Origin of the sequence: Bacteroides nordii, from assembly GCF_019930665.1 — a bacterium.
GTDB lineage: Bacteria > Bacteroidota > Bacteroidia > Bacteroidales > Bacteroidaceae > Bacteroides > Bacteroides nordii.
In genome coordinates, this window is the sequence record NZ_CP082886.1 from 5,090,537 (window position 1) to 5,106,495 (window position 15,959).

Annotated in this window: 13 protein-coding genes; 10 read left to right on the forward strand and 3 right to left on the reverse strand. The window is 41.7% G+C overall.

Features of this window, described 5'->3' with window-relative positions; translation table 11 throughout:
- The first annotated feature begins 516 nt into the window (after nt 1–516).
- The 10 genes from rimP to K8P02_RS19685 all read left to right on the forward strand — a co-directional run bounded on the left by rimP (nt 517) and on the right by K8P02_RS19685 (nt 13,910).
- Nucleotides 517–984, forward strand: a complete 468-nt coding sequence (gene rimP / locus K8P02_RS19640; protein WP_002558740.1) for a ribosome assembly cofactor RimP — start codon at nt 517–519, stop codon at nt 982–984.
- A gap of 1 nt (nt 985) precedes the next feature.
- The gene (nusA, locus tag K8P02_RS19645) at nt 986–2,248 is read left to right on the forward strand and encodes a transcription termination factor NusA (RefSeq protein WP_002558741.1); all 1,263 of its coding nucleotides are present in this window, start codon (nt 986–988) and stop codon (nt 2,246–2,248) included.
- Nucleotides 2,249–2,392: 144 nt separating this feature from the next.
- On the forward strand, nt 2,393–5,458 hold the full coding sequence (gene infB / locus K8P02_RS19650) for a translation initiation factor IF-2 (protein ID WP_007483410.1): 3,066 nt from the start codon (nt 2,393–2,395) through the stop codon (nt 5,456–5,458).
- Between the two features lie 154 nt (nt 5,459–5,612).
- Nucleotides 5,613–6,113 carry a CvpA family protein gene (locus K8P02_RS19655; RefSeq protein WP_025866611.1) on the forward strand — a complete coding sequence of 167 codons (501 nt, stop codon included), beginning with the start codon at nt 5,613–5,615 and terminating at the stop codon, nt 6,111–6,113.
- Complete coding sequence (gene sufB / locus K8P02_RS19660) at nt 6,113–7,567, forward strand: Fe-S cluster assembly protein SufB (protein WP_002558744.1); 1,455 nt, start codon at nt 6,113–6,115, stop codon at nt 7,565–7,567. The genes K8P02_RS19655 and sufB overlap by 1 nt, the downstream gene beginning before the upstream one ends.
- A gap of 160 nt (nt 7,568–7,727) precedes the next feature.
- A complete protein-coding gene (gene sufC / locus K8P02_RS19665) occupies nt 7,728–8,480 on the forward strand; it encodes a Fe-S cluster assembly ATPase SufC (protein ID WP_002558745.1) in 753 nt (250 codons plus the stop codon).
- 116 nt (nt 8,481–8,596) lie between these two features.
- Entirely contained in the window at nt 8,597–9,940 is a 1,344-nt protein-coding gene (gene sufD / locus K8P02_RS19670) for a Fe-S cluster assembly protein SufD (RefSeq protein WP_025866612.1), read from the forward strand.
- 103 nt (nt 9,941–10,043) lie between these two features.
- Nucleotides 10,044–11,255: an aminotransferase class V-fold PLP-dependent enzyme gene (locus tag K8P02_RS19675; protein ID WP_025866613.1), complete on the forward strand. Its 1,212-nt coding sequence runs from the start codon at nt 10,044–10,046 to the stop codon at nt 11,253–11,255.
- 36 nt (nt 11,256–11,291) lie between these two features.
- Nucleotides 11,292–13,502 (forward strand): RagB/SusD family nutrient uptake outer membrane protein, encoded by a 2,211-nt coding sequence (locus K8P02_RS19680; protein WP_025866614.1) that lies wholly within the window; start codon nt 11,292–11,294, stop codon nt 13,500–13,502.
- 87 nt (nt 13,503–13,589) lie between these two features.
- A complete protein-coding gene (locus K8P02_RS19685; RefSeq protein WP_002558749.1) occupies nt 13,590–13,910 on the forward strand; it encodes a heavy metal-binding domain-containing protein in 321 nt (106 codons plus the stop codon).
- A 29-nt stretch (nt 13,911–13,939) separates the two neighbouring features.
- Here the strand turns inward: K8P02_RS19685 and K8P02_RS19690 are convergent, their stop codons facing one another.
- The 3 genes from K8P02_RS19690 to K8P02_RS19700 form a co-directional block, all read right to left on the reverse strand.
- Nucleotides 13,940–14,389 (reverse strand): serine hydrolase domain-containing protein, encoded by a 450-nt coding sequence (locus K8P02_RS19690; protein ID WP_025866615.1) that lies wholly within the window; start codon nt 14,387–14,389, stop codon nt 13,940–13,942.
- A gap of 15 nt (nt 14,390–14,404) precedes the next feature.
- Nucleotides 14,405–15,463: a PDDEXK nuclease domain-containing protein gene (locus tag K8P02_RS19695; protein ID WP_025866616.1), complete on the reverse strand. Its 1,059-nt coding sequence runs from the start codon at nt 15,461–15,463 to the stop codon at nt 14,405–14,407.
- Between the two features lie 78 nt (nt 15,464–15,541).
- Nucleotides 15,542–15,958: a Fur family transcriptional regulator gene (locus tag K8P02_RS19700; protein WP_025866617.1), complete on the reverse strand. Its 417-nt coding sequence runs from the start codon at nt 15,956–15,958 to the stop codon at nt 15,542–15,544.
- Between the last annotated feature and the right edge of the window lies 1 nt (nt 15,959).

The window sequence follows — 15,959 nt, forward strand, 5'->3', positions numbered from 1 at the left end:
GCCGTCTATGGATACTTCCGCTATCGAAAAGATAGGGCCATAATCTTCGTTATTGTACGGATTTGAATGTATTTCACCACAGAGTAACACGGAGTTCCACAGAGTTTAAATCTTTATTGAAAGGCAGATGATCGCAGATTCTCGCAAAGGGAAACAAATGTATGATAAAGAACTACAGTCTTTTAATTTGCGTTCATCTGTGTTAATCCGCGTTTTATCAGATAAATACTACTCTGTGGAACTCTGTGCTACTCTGTGGTGAGTTTTGCTCGTTTCTATTCAGATCCGAATAAATTCCGTTGCAGGTAGATAGCTACTCTTTTTTTACCAAATCAATATCTGTTTGACTTCTCTTTTAGTGGTATAAAGAGTAGTTACCTTTGCGTCTGGTGTTATATTAAACTTTTTTTCTCTAATATTTTGTAGTCGAATAGATTATTTATATCTTTGCACCCGAAACGGATGAAAGGTGGAGGGGCGATTAAGCTCCTTTTTTTGTTCTTATATAGCTAATCAATGATAGAAAAGAAAACTGTTTGTCAGATTGTTGAAGAGTGGCTGGAAGGAAAAGACTACTTTCTGGTAGAAGTAACTGTAAGCCCTGATGACAAGATTGTGGTTGAAATAGACCATGCAGAAGGAGTTTGGATTGAAGATTGTGTGGAGCTGAGTCGCTTCATCGAATCTAAATTAAACCGTGAAGAGGAGGATTATGAGCTGGAAGTTGGCTCGGCTGGAATCGGACAGCCATTCAAGGTAGTACAGCAGTACTATAATCATATCGGCAGTGAAGTGGAAGTATTGACCAAAAGTGGTAAAAAACTGGCAGGAGTGCTGAAAGAAGCCGATGAAGAGAAGTTTGTAGTGACTGTGCAGAAGAAAGTGAAGCTTGATGGAGCAAAACGTCCCAAACTTATGGAAGAGGATGAAACCTTCCGTTATGATGAGATAAAATACACTAAATACTTAATTAGTTTTAAATAATATGGCCAAGAAAGAAGAAACAATCAGCTTGATTGATACATTTTCGGAATTTAAGGAACTGAAAAATATCGATAGAACAACGATGGTAAGCGTGCTCGAAGAGTCGTTCCGGAGTGTGATCGCGAAAATGTTTGGCACTGATGAAAATTACGACGTAATTGTAAACCCGGATAAGGGTGACTTTGAAATATGGCGTAACCGTGAGGTAGTGGCAGACGAAGATTTGACAAATCCGAATATGCAGATTTCGTTGACAGAAGCACAGAAGATCGATGCTTCTTACGAAGTCGGAGAAGAAGTAACTGACGAAGTTATTTTTGCAAAGTTCGGTCGTCGTGCTATTCTCAACCTTCGTCAGACATTAGCTTCTAAAATTCTTGAGCTTGAGAAAGATAGTATTTACAATAAATATATAGATAAAGTAGGTACGATCATTAACGCAGAAGTATATCAGATCTGGAAGAAAGAAATGCTGCTGCTTGACGATGAAGGAAATGAACTGTTATTGCCTAAAACAGAGCAGATCCCGGCAGATTTCTACCGTAAAGGAGAGACTGCGCGTGCAGTGGTGGCCCGCGTAGATAACAAAAATAATAATCCGAAGATTATTCTTTCACGTACATCTCCCGTTTTCCTACAGCGTCTGTTTGAAATGGAAGTACCTGAAATTAACGATGGCCTGATTACTATCAAGAAGATTGCCCGTATTCCCGGTGAACGTGCTAAGATTGCGGTAGAATCTTATGATGATAGAATCGACCCTGTAGGAGCCTGTGTAGGTGTAAAGGGAAGTCGTATCCATGGCATCGTTCGTGAGCTTCGCAACGAGAATATTGATGTGATTAACTATACGTCAAATATCTCTTTGTTTATTCAGCGTGCACTGAGTCCGGCAAAGATCTCTTCTATCCGATTGAACGAAGAAGAGCGTAAAGCCGAGGTTTTCCTCCGTCCGGAAGAGGTTTCGCTGGCTATTGGTAAAGGCGGTTTGAATATCAAACTTGCCAGTATGTTAACTGAGTACACTATTGATGTGTTCCGTGAATTGGATGAAAGCGCGCAGGATGAAGATATCTATCTGGACGAGTTCAAAGATGAAATCGACAGTTGGGTAATTGATGCTATTAAAGCCATCGGTATCGATACGGCTAAAGCTGTATTGACTGCACCTCGCGAAATGTTGATTGAAAAGACGGATCTGGAAGAAGAAACAGTGGACGAGGTATTACGTATTTTGAAATCGGAGTTTGAAGACAATGAATAATTTCATTTACGATTAGGCTATTTACGATTTACGATTGGAGCTACTCTATATTGTAGGTTGTAGATGAAAGGAACTTAAATCGTCTAATCGTCAATCGTGAAATCGTAAATATCTTCTCATTCCATTATTCTTTTAATTTAAAGTATGACGATAAGGTTAAACAAAGTAACAAGAGATTTGAATGTAGGAATTGCAACGGTAGTTGAGTTTCTACAAAAGAAAGGGTACACCGTTGAGGCAAACCCAAATACAAAAATTACCGAGGAACAATATGCTATACTCGTGAAGGAGTTTAGTACAGATAAAAATCTTCGGATTGAATCAGAGCGTTTTATCCAGGAACGTCAGAATAAAGATCGTAACAAAGCATCAGTAGCTATTGATGGTTACGAGAAACAACCGGAAAAACCTAAAACGGACGATGTTATTAAGACAGTTGTTCCTGAAGATGCACGCCCGAAGTTTAAACCTGTCGGAAAAATAGATTTAAATAAATTCAACCGGAAAACTGACAAAGAGGCAGCGAGTGAGACTAAGCCGCAACCTCAAACGGAAGTTCAGCCGCAGACTAAACCTGAAGCTCCCAAGCCGGCTCCTGCTCCTGTAGTGGAAGAGAAGAAAGTGGAGGAAGTGGTGAAACCTGTGGTCGTAGAGGCAAAAAAGGAAGAGGTGGTTGTACCTGTTTCAAAACCGGAACCGGTGAAAGAAGCACAGCCTGTAGTTGTAGAACAGCCAAAACCGGTAGTGGAAGAGAAAGTAGTGGAAGAAGTGAAAAAAGAAGAACAGAAAGTGGAAGCTGCTCCTGAAATAAAAGAAGAAAAGGTAGAATCGAAACCTGTTGTTTCGGAGGCTGCTGAGTCTGAAAAGAAAGACGATGACGTCTTTAAAATCCGCCAACCGGAGTTTGTGTCTAAGATTAATGTAATCGGTCAGATAGACCTGGCTGCATTGAACCAGTCAACCCGACCCAAAAAGAAATCGAAAGAGGAAAAACGGAAAGAACGGGAAGAAAAGGAAAAAGTTCGTCAGGATCAGAGGAAACAGATCAAGGATGCTATTATCAAGGAAATCCGTAAGGATGACAATAAGGTAGCTAAATCTGCTCCGAAGGAGAATGCCGATGCAAATGCAAAGAAGAAGCGTATCCGTATTAATAAGGAGAAAGTAGACGTTAATAACGTTGCTTCCAATTTTGCACATCCTACTCCCAATAGTCAGAAGCCTGCGGGGCAAGGTGGTGGCGGACAAAACCGCAACCGCAACAATAATAATAAGGATCGTTTCAAGAAACCGGTTGTAAAACAGGAAGTGAGCGAGGAAGATGTAGCTAAGCAGGTAAAAGAGACTTTAGCTCGTCTGACTACAAAAGGAAAAAATAAGGCTTCCAAATATCGTAAAGAGAAACGTGAAATGGTTTCCAGCCGTATGCAGGAATTGGAAAACCAGGAAATGGAAGACAGCAGAGTGCTGAAAATAACAGAATTTGTGACTGCCAATGAGTTGGCAAGCATGATGGATGTATCTGTTAACCAGGTTATCGCAACTTGTATGAGCATTGGTATGATGGTTTCTATCAATCAGCGACTGGATGCGGAAACAATTAACCTGGTAGCCGAAGAATTCGGTTTCAAAACAGAATATGTAAGTGCTGAGGTTGCTCAGGCCATTGTAGAGGAAGAAGATGCAGAGGAAGATCTTGAACCGCGTGCACCGATTGTTACTGTAATGGGACACGTTGACCACGGTAAGACTTCATTGCTTGACTATATCCGTAAGGCGAATGTAATTGCCGGTGAGGCCGGAGGTATTACACAGCATATCGGTGCTTACCACGTTAGTATGGAAGATGGACGTAAGATCACCTTCCTGGATACTCCGGGACATGAGGCGTTTACTGCGATGCGTGCCCGTGGTGCTAAGGTAACAGATATTGCTATTATTATTGTAGCTGCTGATGACAATGTGATGCCACAGACAAAGGAAGCCATCAATCATGCGATGGCTGCCGGGGTACCTATTGTATTTGCAATCAATAAGGTGGATAAGCCCACGGCTAATCCCGATAAGATAAAAGAAGAACTGGCTGCCATGAACTTCCTGGTTGAAGAATGGGGTGGTAAGTATCAATCACAGGATATCTCTGCCAAGAAGGGTATGGGTGTAAGTGAATTGATGGAAAAGGTATTGCTTGAAGCCGAAATGCTTGAGTTGAAAGCCAATCCGAACCGTAATGCAACAGGTTCTATTATTGAATCTACTTTGGATAAAGGACGTGGTTATGTGGCTACAGTACTGGTATCCAATGGTACACTGAAAGTAGGTGATATCGTGTTGGCGGGAACCAGCTACGGTCGTGTCAAAGCGATGTTTAATGAACGTAATCAGCGTATCAAGCAAGCAGGTCCTTCCGAACCGGCATTGATCTTAGGATTGAATGGTGCACCTGCTGCAGGTGATACATTCCATGTTGTAGAGACGGATCAGGAAGCACGTGAAATTACTAATAAACGTGAACAGTTGCAACGTGAACAGGGCTTGCGTACACAGAAGATTCTTACATTGGATGAGTTGGGTCGTCGTATTGCATTGGGTAACTTCCAGGAATTGAACATCATCGTGAAGGGTGACGTAGACGGTTCGGTAGAAGCTTTGAGCGATTCATTGATTAAACTTTCTACTCCGCAAATCCAGGTAAATGTAATCCACAAAGGTGTGGGACAGATTTCCGAATCGGATGTTTCTCTGGCAGCTGCTTCAGATGCTATTATTATCGGTTTCCAGGTACGTCCTTCAGGTTCAGCTGAGAGAATGGCAGAAAAAGAAGGTGTCGATATCCGTAAGTATTCAGTGATTTATGACGCTATCGAAGAGGTGAAGGCTGCTATGGAAGGTATGTTGGCACCGGAAGTGAAAGAAGTGGTAACTTCTACTATCGAGGTTCGCGAAGTATTCAACATTACGAAAGTTGGTACGGTTGCCGGTGCGGTAGTAAAGACCGGAAAGGTGAAACGCAGCGACAAAGCGCGTCTTATCCGCGACGGTATTGTTATCTTCTCGGGTGCAATTAATGCGCTGAAACGTTTCAAAGATGACGTGAAGGAGGTAGGTACAAACTTCGAGTGCGGTATCAGCCTGGTGAACTATAATGACATCAAGATGGGTGATATGATCGAAACCTACGAAGAAGTAGAAGTAAAACAAACGCTGTAATGGATAGGTTATAGAGTTATAACGTTATAAAGTTATAGGGTGGTAATGTGGTAATGGCCACCTTACCACCTTTTTCTTTTTGATAACTTATTATCACTGAGTTCCTATAACTCTACAACTTTATAACTCTATAACTCTATAACCCTCTTTATATATGATCGATATAATAATTTTGGTTATCGTTGGTGCAGGTGTGGTGACAGGCTTTATGAAAGGCTTTATCCGGCAGCTTGCTTCCATATTGGGGTTGATAGTGGGATTGTTGGCAGCAAAAGCGTTGTACGCTTCTCTTGCTGAGAAACTTTGTCCTACTGTGACAGACTCAATGACGGTGGCACAAATATTATCCTTCATTATCATTTGGATTGCCGTGCCATTGATCTTTACTTTGGTGGCATCTCTGCTGACAAAAGCAATGGAAGCTGTTTCCTTGGGCTGGCTGAATCGCTGGCTTGGCAGTGGACTGGGGGCGTTGAAGTTTCTGTTGCTTACCAGTCTGGTAATTTGTGTGATAGAATTTATCGATGCAGATAACACCTTGATTGATAAAACAAAGAAGGAGGAATCAGTGTTATATTATCCTATGGCTAAGTTTGCGGGAATATTCTTTCCTGCGGCAAAAGAAGTGACACAACAATATATACTCAATAAATAATGCAACAAGAAGAACCCAATAAATATGTAAAGGAACTCACGCAGGAGAAGTATAAATATGGCTTCACTACGGAGGTGCATACAGATATCATTGAGAAAGGACTTAATGAAGATGTCATTCGCCTTATCTCGTCAAAGAAGGGCGAGCCGGAATGGTTGCTGGAGTTTCGTTTGAAGGCGTATCGCCACTGGTTGACATTGGAGATGCCTACTTGGGCGCATCTCCGTATTCCTGAGATAGATTATCAGGCTATCTCATATTATGCCGATCCTACCAAGAAGAAAGAAGGACCGAAAAGTATGGATGAGGTAGATCCGGAGTTGATAAAGACATTCAATAAGTTAGGTATTCCGTTGGAAGAACAGATGGCGTTGAGTGGAATGGCTGTGGACGCTGTAATGGACTCCGTCTCAGTAAAGACAACATTTAAAGAAACGCTGATGGAGAAAGGGATTATATTCTGCTCTTTCAGTGAAGCAGTGCGTGAACATCCCGATCTGGTAAAGAAGTATTTAGGATCGGTAGTAGGTTATCGTGATAACTTCTTTGCTGCGCTGAACTCTGCAGTGTTCTCTGACGGATCATTTGTTTATATACCGAAAGGCGTACGTTGTCCGATGGAGTTATCGACATACTTCCGCATTAATGCGGCGAATACAGGGCAGTTTGAACGTACACTGATTGTGGCGGATGATGATTCGTATGTTTCCTATCTGGAAGGTTGTACAGCACCGATGCGTGATGAAAACCAATTGCATGCTGCTATTGTGGAAATTATGGTACATGATCGTGCCGAAGTGAAATACTCTACTGTTCAGAACTGGTATCCCGGTGATGCTAACGGCAAAGGGGGCGTTTATAACTTTGTGACGAAACGTGGTAATTGTAAAGGAGTAGATAGTAAACTGTCGTGGACGCAGGTAGAAACCGGTTCGGCCATTACATGGAAATATCCTTCCTGTATTCTTACCGGCGATAACTCTACAGCGGAATTCTATTCTGTAGCTGTAACGAACAACTATCAGCAGGCGGATACGGGTACAAAGATGATACATCTCGGTAAGAATACCCGTAGTACGATTGTAAGTAAAGGTATTTCTGCCGGAAAGAGCGAAAACTCCTACCGGGGTCTGGTACGTGTTTCTGAAAGAGCTGATAATGCACGTAACTATAGCCAGTGTGATTCACTCTTGCTCGGTGATAAATGTGGTGCACATACTTTCCCTTACATGGATATTCATAACGAGACGGCTGTGGTAGAACACGAAGCTACTACCAGCAAGATCAGTGAAGACCAGATATTCTATTGTAACCAGCGGGGTATCCCAACCGAAGATGCTATCGGACTTATTGTAAACGGATATGCCAAAGAAGTATTGAACAAACTTCCGATGGAATTTGCCGTTGAAGCGCAAAAATTGCTGACGATCTCGTTGGAGGGAAGCGTGGGATGATTGGACGATTAGACGATTTACGATTTACGATTGAAGTTTGATTGTAAATGTAGACCGTCTTAAAAGTAATTTCAATCGTAAATTGTAAATCGTAAACGTACCTATGTGATAAAGATTAGAGAATGGTCATGACCATAGGGAATAAATTGTAAATATAATCATGTTAGAGATAAAAGACTTACATGCCAGCATCAATGGCAAAGAGATATTGAAAGGTATTAACTTAACAGTGAAACCGGGCGAGGTACATGCTATCATGGGACCTAACGGATCCGGAAAAAGTACGCTTTCTTCTGTTTTGGTGGGAAATCCTGCTTTTGAGGTAACCAAGGGTAGCGTAACCTTTGATGGAAAGAATCTGTTAGACCTGAGCCCTGAAGATCGTAGCCATGAAGGTCTTTTTTTGAGTTTCCAGTATCCGGTAGAGATCCCCGGAGTAAGTATGGTAAACTTTATGCGTGCTGCGGTAAATGAGCAACGCAAATACAAAGGACTTCCTGCACTAACAGCCAGTGAGTTTCTTAAACTGATGCGTGAGAAGCGTGCGGTGGTAGAACTGGATAATAAGTTAGCTAACCGTTCGGTGAACGAAGGTTTCTCTGGTGGTGAGAAGAAGCGGAATGAGATTTTTCAGATGGCCATGTTGGAACCACGTCTCAGCATTCTTGATGAAACCGATTCTGGCCTTGATATCGATGCACTTCGCATTGTAGCCGAGGGAGTTAATAAACTGAAGACTCCTGATACAAGTTATATTGTTATTACCCATTATCAACGTTTACTGGACTATATCAAACCGGATATCGTACACGTGCTCTATAAAGGTCGTATCGTGAAAACTGCCGGACCGGAACTGGCTCTTGAACTGGAAGAGAAGGGATACGACTGGATTAAGAAAGAGGTGGAGGATTGACTTATGAATTATGAGTCATGAAGACTGTGTGGCATGATATTGCTTATGCATCATAACTCATAATATTCATACATCATCATACATAATTCATAAATGATAAATCATAAATCAAAAAGATGAGTGTAGAACAACAATATATAGATCTCTTCTCACAATGTGAAGCAATGATTTGCCGGCATAGTACTGAGGTCATGAATGCTCCGCGTGCTACTGCTTTTGCCGATTTTGAGCGGTTGGGCTTTCCTACACGTAAACAGGAGAAGTATAAATATACCGATATCAGCAAATTCTTCGCGCCCGATTACGGACTTAATCTGAATCGTCTGGATATTCCGGTGAATCCCTATGAGGTGTTCAAGTGCGATGTGCCCAACATGAGCACCTCTTTGTTCTTTGTAGTGAACGATGCATTTTATAATAAGGCATTGCCAAAGTCGCATCTGCCGGAAGGAGTCATCTTTGGAAGTCTGAAAGAGGTGGCAGAGCAACATCCCGATTTAGTAAAGAAATACTATGGTAAGCTGGCTGATACTTCTAAAGATGGAGTGACCGCTTTTAATACCGCCTTTGCACAGGATGGTGTACTGATGTATGTTCCCAAAAACGTAGTGGTAGAACGCCCTATTCAGTTGATTAATATATTACGTGCGGATGTCAATTTCATGGTAAACCGCCGTGTATTGATTATTCTTGAAGAAGGTGCGCAGGCGCGTTTATTGATGTGTGACCATGCTATGGACGGCGTAAACTTCCTGGCTACGCAAGTGGTTGAAGTGTTTGCCGGAGCGAACTCCGTATTCGATTTGTATGAATTGGAAGAGACACATACCAGTACGGTGCGTATCAGTAATCTCTATGTAAAACAGGAGGCAAACAGCAACGTATTGCTTAACGGTATGACTCTTCATAACGGTACTACCCGTAATACAACAGAGGTAACTCTTGCGGGAGAAGGTGCAGAAATCAATCTTTGCGGTATGGCTATTGCCGATAAGAACCAGCATGTAGACAATAATACGACCATTGACCATGTTGTGCCAAATTGCACCAGTAATGAATTGTTTAAATATGTACTCGATGACCAGTCTGTTGGCGCTTTTGCCGGTTTGGTACTGGTGCGTCCTGGTGCACAGCATACAAGTTCTCAACAAACGAACCGTAATCTTTGTGCCACCCGTGATGCCCGTATGTATACCCAGCCTCAGTTGGAAATCTATGCAGACGATGTGAAATGCTCTCACGGTGCTACCGTTGGCCAATTGGATGAAACTGCTTTGTTTTATATGCGTACCCGTGGTATTGCAGAGAAAGAAGCCCGTTTGCTGCTTATGTTTGCTTTTGTAAATGAAGTAATAGATACCATCCGTTTGGATGCCTTAAAAGACCGCTTACATCTGTTGGTGGAGAAACGTTTCCGGGGTGAACTGAACAAGTGCCAGGGATGTGCGATATGTAAGTGATTAGTGGTTGGTGATAAGTGATTAGTGCCATGCAGCATAATAGCGCAGCCCACTAATCACTAACCACTAATCACTAATCATTAACCAACTAATCACTAATAAAATGGATATAAAGAAGATACGTGAAGATTTTCCCATTCTAAGCCGTACGGTGTATGGGAAACCTTTGATTTATTTCGACAATGGTGCAACGACTCAGAAACCTCGTCTGGTAATTGATTCGCTGGTAGATGAATACTATTCTGTTAATGCCAATGTGCATCGGGGAGTACACTATCTTTCTCAGCAGGCTACAGAGTTACATGAAGCTTCCCGTGCTACGGTGCGTGAGTTTATCAATGCCCGTAGTATAAATGAGATTATCTTTACCCGTGGTACAACAGAGGCTATTAATCTTCTTGTTTCCAGTTTCGGTGAGGAACTTATGGAAGAGGGAGATGAGGTTATTCTCTCCGTCATGGAGCATCACAGTAACATTGTGCCCTGGCAACTTTTAGCTGCCCGTAAAGGTATTGCAATAAAAGTGATACCTATGAATGATAAAGGTGAATTGTTGCTGGACGAATACGAGAAGCTTTTTTCAGACCGGACGAAGATAGTGAGTGTAACGCAGGTTTCCAATGTATTGGGAACGGTTAATCCCGTCAAAGAGATGATTGCTACTGCTCATGCTCACGGGGTACCTGTATTGATAGACGGTGCGCAGTCCGTACCTCATATGAAAGTTGATATGCAGGACATGGATGCTGACTTCTTTGCCTTTTCTGCACATAAAATCTATGGTCCTACCGGTGTGGGTGTTCTTTATGGAAAAGAAGAATGGCTCGACCGCCTGCCGCCTTATCAGGGTGGAGGAGAAATGATACAGCACGTTTCTTTTGAGAAAACAACGTTTAATGAACTTCCTTTCAAGTTTGAAGCCGGTACTCCCGATTACATTGGTACTACCGGGCTGGCAAAAGCCCTTGATTATGTGACAGGTCTTGGTATGGATAATATTACCGCCCATGAACATGAACTGACTACTTATGCTATGCAACGTTTGAAAGAGATTCCGGATATCCGTATTTTCGGTGAGGCAGCGCACAAGAGCAGTGTTATCTCTTTTTTGGTAGGTAACATTCATCATTTTGATATGGGTACTTTGCTCGACAGACTGGGTATTGCCATTCGTACCGGACATCATTGTGCGCAGCCGTTGATGCAGCGTCTTGGTATTGAAGGTACGGTTCGTGCTTCTTTTGCCGTTTATAATACAAAAGAGGAGATTGATGCCCTTGTAGCTGGTGTGGAGCGCGTTAGTAAAATGTTCTGATTGAGTAATATGCCGTAAGGCACAATAACATAAACTATGAAACATAAACTGCTAAACTATTTCTGTTTACTTTTTCTTTTGGCATTTGTAACCGGATGTGAAGAAGATAATAAGGATGATTTTACTCCGAAACTCTATAAAGTAACGGGTAAAGTAGAAAAAGGACCTTTTATAAATGGTTCCAAAATTACTGCGCAAGCATTGGATAAGGATTATAATCTGACTGGTGAGGTTTATCAGGGTATTATTGTTGATGATGATGGCTCTTTTAATCTGGGAGAGATTAAATTGAATTCCTCTTACGTGTTATTGACAGCTGACGGATATTATTTTAATGAAGTAGACGGGGAATTGTCTACCGGACAGATATCCCTGCAGTCAATAGTCAATTTGGCTGATAATAAACAGGCTAATATCAACATTCTTACCCACCTGAAAACGCAACGTATGATGCAGCTTCTTAGGAATAACAAGCCGGATTTTAATGAAGCTGATGCAAAAGTCCAAAAGGAAGTTTTGAAGAGCTTTGGGCTGGAACGTTATGCCGAAAAGGACGTTTGTAACTTTTCTATTGCTTCCGGTACTGATGAAGCCGGTGCATTAATCGTTGTGTCTTCTACTTTATTGAGAGATCGTACGGATGCTGAATTAACGGAATACTTGGCCAAACTGAGTGCCGAATTCAAAGCGGAAGGTACGTTTATGGATAATACAAAAAAACAACTCCGGGAGGATGCCATGATGTTGGATGTAAATGACATATCAGATAACATCATCAGCCGCTATAAGAAGTTGAATATGGATGTTACTGTCCCAAACCTGAATTATTTTATTGACTGGGATGGTGATGGTATTGCCGGTAATGAACCCGATGCCGGAGGAGATATGACACTGACGCTTGATAAAAAAGAGTTGTCTATTCCTGCGGAGGGAGGAACTTTCCGTATTAAGATAGATTGTAAAGTACCCGTAACTTTAGAGAGACCGGCTGGGATACCGGATGAACCTGTCTTTGAGGAGAGTCTGAAGGTTTTTAAATATACTGATATTAATTACACGAAAACGATTGAGGGGAATGAACTGATTATTGTTGCCCGGCCTGCTGATGGAGCTTTGATAAAAGGAGAATATATTACTGTCTATACTACAAGTGGAAAACTTTCTGCAGAACTGAGGATTACACAAAACGGAGATCCTTCTAAACAGATCGAGTTTGGAGAGGATGGACAAGCAGTTGTTGCCGGTATAGCCAGTCAAATGATGATTTCCATGCAGGACTTTTCCAATTTGGATGGTTACTATACACAAAGCTTTGATGGCAGGAATGCGCCTTATCATGCCATTTATGAGCATACATTGACTCCCCGTGACAGTGAAATACTGAATATTTGGAGGAAGGTATATAATGCTATTTCCAGAATCAGGATGTTAGATTATATACTTGAAAAAGGTGGACTCGTTGAAGCCCCGTCCTTTATGGCCTATATTCATCAGTTAGCCGCCGTTCAGTATTTCCAGTTAGCATCCTGGTGGGAGAATGTTCCTTATGTGATAAATTATGATGATCCGCTTGGGGGCTCTCAACAACTGGGTAGTGAGAATTTGTTTGCGAATTTTATAGATGATTTGAATTATTGTGTGGAGCATAGTAAGCTGGAACCGGGTGGGTTTGATACTCCTGAGGGCGTTTTGTATCCTTCGAAAGGTGCTTCGTTAGCGTTATTGGCTAAGATGTATCTGCATCAGAAATCCTATGCACAAGCTTATAATTATCTGAAACGGATTATTGACAGTGGGGTATACGCCTTGGAGTCCTCTTCGGAAACTTCGCTGGGATTGAACTCCCGTGAAATCGTCTGGGGGCTGCGTACTGATTCCCTACAGCAGTCATCTGAATCTGTTTTGAAAGGCAATGCTTATGTACCTTTTGTGACTTATACCGAAGTCCTGTTATCTGCTGCTGAATGTGCTTATCATTTAGGCAACCGGGCTGAGGCAATGGCTTATTCGAATAGAGTAACACAAGTACGGAATCTGCCCTTAATTTCTGAAGTTAACTTTATCGAATCTTTACGCTCGGTCTGGCAAAGTGAATTGAAGGGTTTTGGTAGCTATTTCTCATTCTTACGGCGCAACAATTTGGCTGTTGAGCAGTTGAATATAAAAGATTATCAACAGTTATTGCCCATTCCCCTACAGGAGATAGAAGCTAATCAAAATCTCATTCAGAATCCGGGATGGAAATAATTGTGAATTAAATTGGACAGCAGTTGCAACTTTTCCGGTTATTTGTGCGTCTAATAACGTAAATAACCAATAAACAAAGAAAAGATTATGTTAGTAACAACGACTCCCATTATTGAAGGGAAAAGAATAATTCACTATTATGGAATTGTCTCTGGTGAGACGATCATCGGTGCCAATGTATTTCGTGATTTTTTAGCCGGTATTCGTGATTTTGTAGGTGGGCGTTCCGGTGCTTATGAAGAAGTACTCCGTCAAGCTAAAGAAACGGCGATAAAGGAAATGGAAGAACAGGCTGCCCGGCTCGGGGCTAATGCTGTAATAGGCGTTGACCTGGATTATGAAACCGTTGGGGGTAGTGGTAGCATGTTGATGGTAACTGCTACCGGAACGGCGGTAGTGATAGAATGATAACAGGACTCCTCTGATTGTTAGTAAAGTTATAACAATTGGGGGAGTTTTGTCCAAAAGTACAGACTGTCATTTTTCAGAATATAATTGCCTAATCCACTACTATGATTCAGTAATTGAGTCAGACTGATTTTTGGGGCATTGGGGATATTGGGAAAGTAAGTATCCAATGTCTCGGTTAGACTGAGCCGGCCTTGTTCCACAAGTTGTTCAACCAGTGTAGCCGTCATAAGTTTGGTGATGGAGCCTATACGATATTTGAATGCTTCACCGTTTTGTTTCTTATTCAGATTATTTTGTCCGAAACGGCGTGTATACACCGTTTTCCCTCCTTTGGAAATGGCCACAGAACCAATACCTTGATTATACTTCTCGATATGATTAAGAAAAGAATCGATTTTGGCTGTGTTTATTTCTTGTCCCTGTATTGGCAACAGGATTAAACAGAAGAGAATACATGAGATTATTGGTTTCTTCATATTGCAGATTGTTTTTTACTGCAAACGGTCATATTCGTTTAATTGTTCTTTCAGCTCTTGCAGGCCGGGGAGCGCTTGTCGGATTTCTTCCGGAAGTTCATTATAAGTATAAGTACTGACTCCAATAGGTTTGTTGATGTCTCGAAGCGAGAATTCCACTTCATAGTCATCTTTTCCTTTGCAGAGGAGAATACCGATGGTGGGGCGGTCTTGGGAATCACGTACCAGTTCGTTAATAGCTGATACGTAAAAATTGAGTTTACCTATGAATTCGGGTTCGAACTCTTTCGCTTTTAATTCGATAATGATATAGGCCTTAAGTTTTGTATGATAGAATAGCAAATCCAATCTATACTCTTTTTTACCTACTCTCAGCAGGTATTGCCGTCCCATGTAAGCGAAGCCTTGTCCCATCTCCAATAAAAATTGTGAGATGTGTTGTACAAGACCATTTTCAATGTCGCGCTCCAATGCTTTGTCTGAAAGTTGGAGGAAATCGAAATGATACGGATCTTTGATAAGTTCGTTGGCGAGTTCACTTTGAGGTTCGGGGAGAGTGGTAGAAAAGTTATTGATAGCTTTGCCTTGAGTATGATAGAGGTCTTTTTCGATGTGATATTCTAATATGGCACGACTCCATCCGTTTTCGATGGTTTTGTGGATGTAGAAGAGGGCTTCCTGAGGAGATTTGATTCTTCCTATAATGAAAGTATGATGTCCCCAAGGGATACTGAATAAACTATTGTCATCTAATTCACGCACAAGCTGCGCGCGAATTTTATCTTCTTGATTATAAAATAAATAGAACTGCCTGCAACGTCTTAGATTACTTACGGATAATCCACTAATATCCGGAAACTCCATTTGTAAGTCTTTACTGAGCCGTTCTATGAATCCGCTTCCCCATTGTGCATTCTCTTGCTTTTCTACAATCTGTTGCCCGAGGTTCCAATATAGGTGGATGAGCTCACTGTTAACGGCTACTGCCGCTTTTATCTGGCTGAAACGTATTTTTGATTTAAGCTCTGTGAGCCATTGTCGGTAGTCTTCTTGCAATCCATAAAGCTGTTCCATTGTGTGTTGAATAGTATGATAAGCCACAAAGGTAACAAAAGATATATATAAAGAGAACGCTAACCGAATCTTTTTTTGTCAATGCGAACAATGATCACACAAGCCCTTTATCACGTAATTGATACTTTCCGCAGTGAAATGTTGTGGCAGGCTGACTGCCGGGATATGTATATTCCGCAAGCAATATGTCTTGTGGCACTTAGTACAATAGAAATGTACGTGCAGATCATCAATGTCACAGTTGCATTCATTCCCACATACGGCATACTTTAGTGAGCCTGAACCATCGTCGATACCATGTATGAGATGATGTTTCAGAAAAAGGTTAATAGTGCGTGAGAGTGTAGATTTGTCCACAGTATCCAGATACGTCTCCAAATCGAGCAGACTGAAAGCCCGGTTGAACTGCATCATGGCTCGAAGGATAAGCAACCGCATAGCGGTTGGCTTAATATCCCGTTGTCCTAATTTGTCGAGGTAGATATTCTCTTCCATA

Excerpts from the sequence above, each read along its gene's own strand:
- rimP (WP_002558740.1), top strand. The coding sequence starts at position 517 with ATGATAGAAAAGAAAACTGTTTGTCAGATTGTTGAAGAGTGGCTGGAA.
- nusA (WP_002558741.1), top strand. The coding sequence starts at position 986 with ATGGCCAAGAAAGAAGAAACAATCAGCTTGATTGATACATTTTCGGAA.
- infB (WP_007483410.1), top strand. The coding sequence starts at position 2,393 with ATGACGATAAGGTTAAACAAAGTAACAAGAGATTTGAATGTAGGAATT.
- K8P02_RS19655 (WP_025866611.1), top strand. The coding sequence starts at position 5,613 with ATGATCGATATAATAATTTTGGTTATCGTTGGTGCAGGTGTGGTGACA.
- sufB (WP_002558744.1), top strand. The coding sequence starts at position 6,113 with ATGCAACAAGAAGAACCCAATAAATATGTAAAGGAACTCACGCAGGAG.
- sufC (WP_002558745.1), top strand. The coding sequence starts at position 7,728 with ATGTTAGAGATAAAAGACTTACATGCCAGCATCAATGGCAAAGAGATA.
- sufD (WP_025866612.1), top strand. The coding sequence starts at position 8,597 with ATGAGTGTAGAACAACAATATATAGATCTCTTCTCACAATGTGAAGCA.
- K8P02_RS19675 (WP_025866613.1), top strand. The coding sequence starts at position 10,044 with ATGGATATAAAGAAGATACGTGAAGATTTTCCCATTCTAAGCCGTACG.
- K8P02_RS19680 (WP_025866614.1), top strand. The coding sequence starts at position 11,292 with ATGAAACATAAACTGCTAAACTATTTCTGTTTACTTTTTCTTTTGGCA.
- K8P02_RS19685 (WP_002558749.1), top strand. The coding sequence starts at position 13,590 with ATGTTAGTAACAACGACTCCCATTATTGAAGGGAAAAGAATAATTCAC.
- K8P02_RS19690 (WP_025866615.1), bottom strand. The coding sequence starts at position 14,389 with ATGAAGAAACCAATAATCTCATGTATTCTCTTCTGTTTAATCCTGTTG.
- K8P02_RS19695 (WP_025866616.1), bottom strand. The coding sequence starts at position 15,463 with ATGGAACAGCTTTATGGATTGCAAGAAGACTACCGACAATGGCTCACA.
- K8P02_RS19700 (WP_025866617.1), bottom strand. The coding sequence starts at position 15,958 with ATGGAAGAGAATATCTACCTCGACAAATTAGGACAACGGGATATTAAG.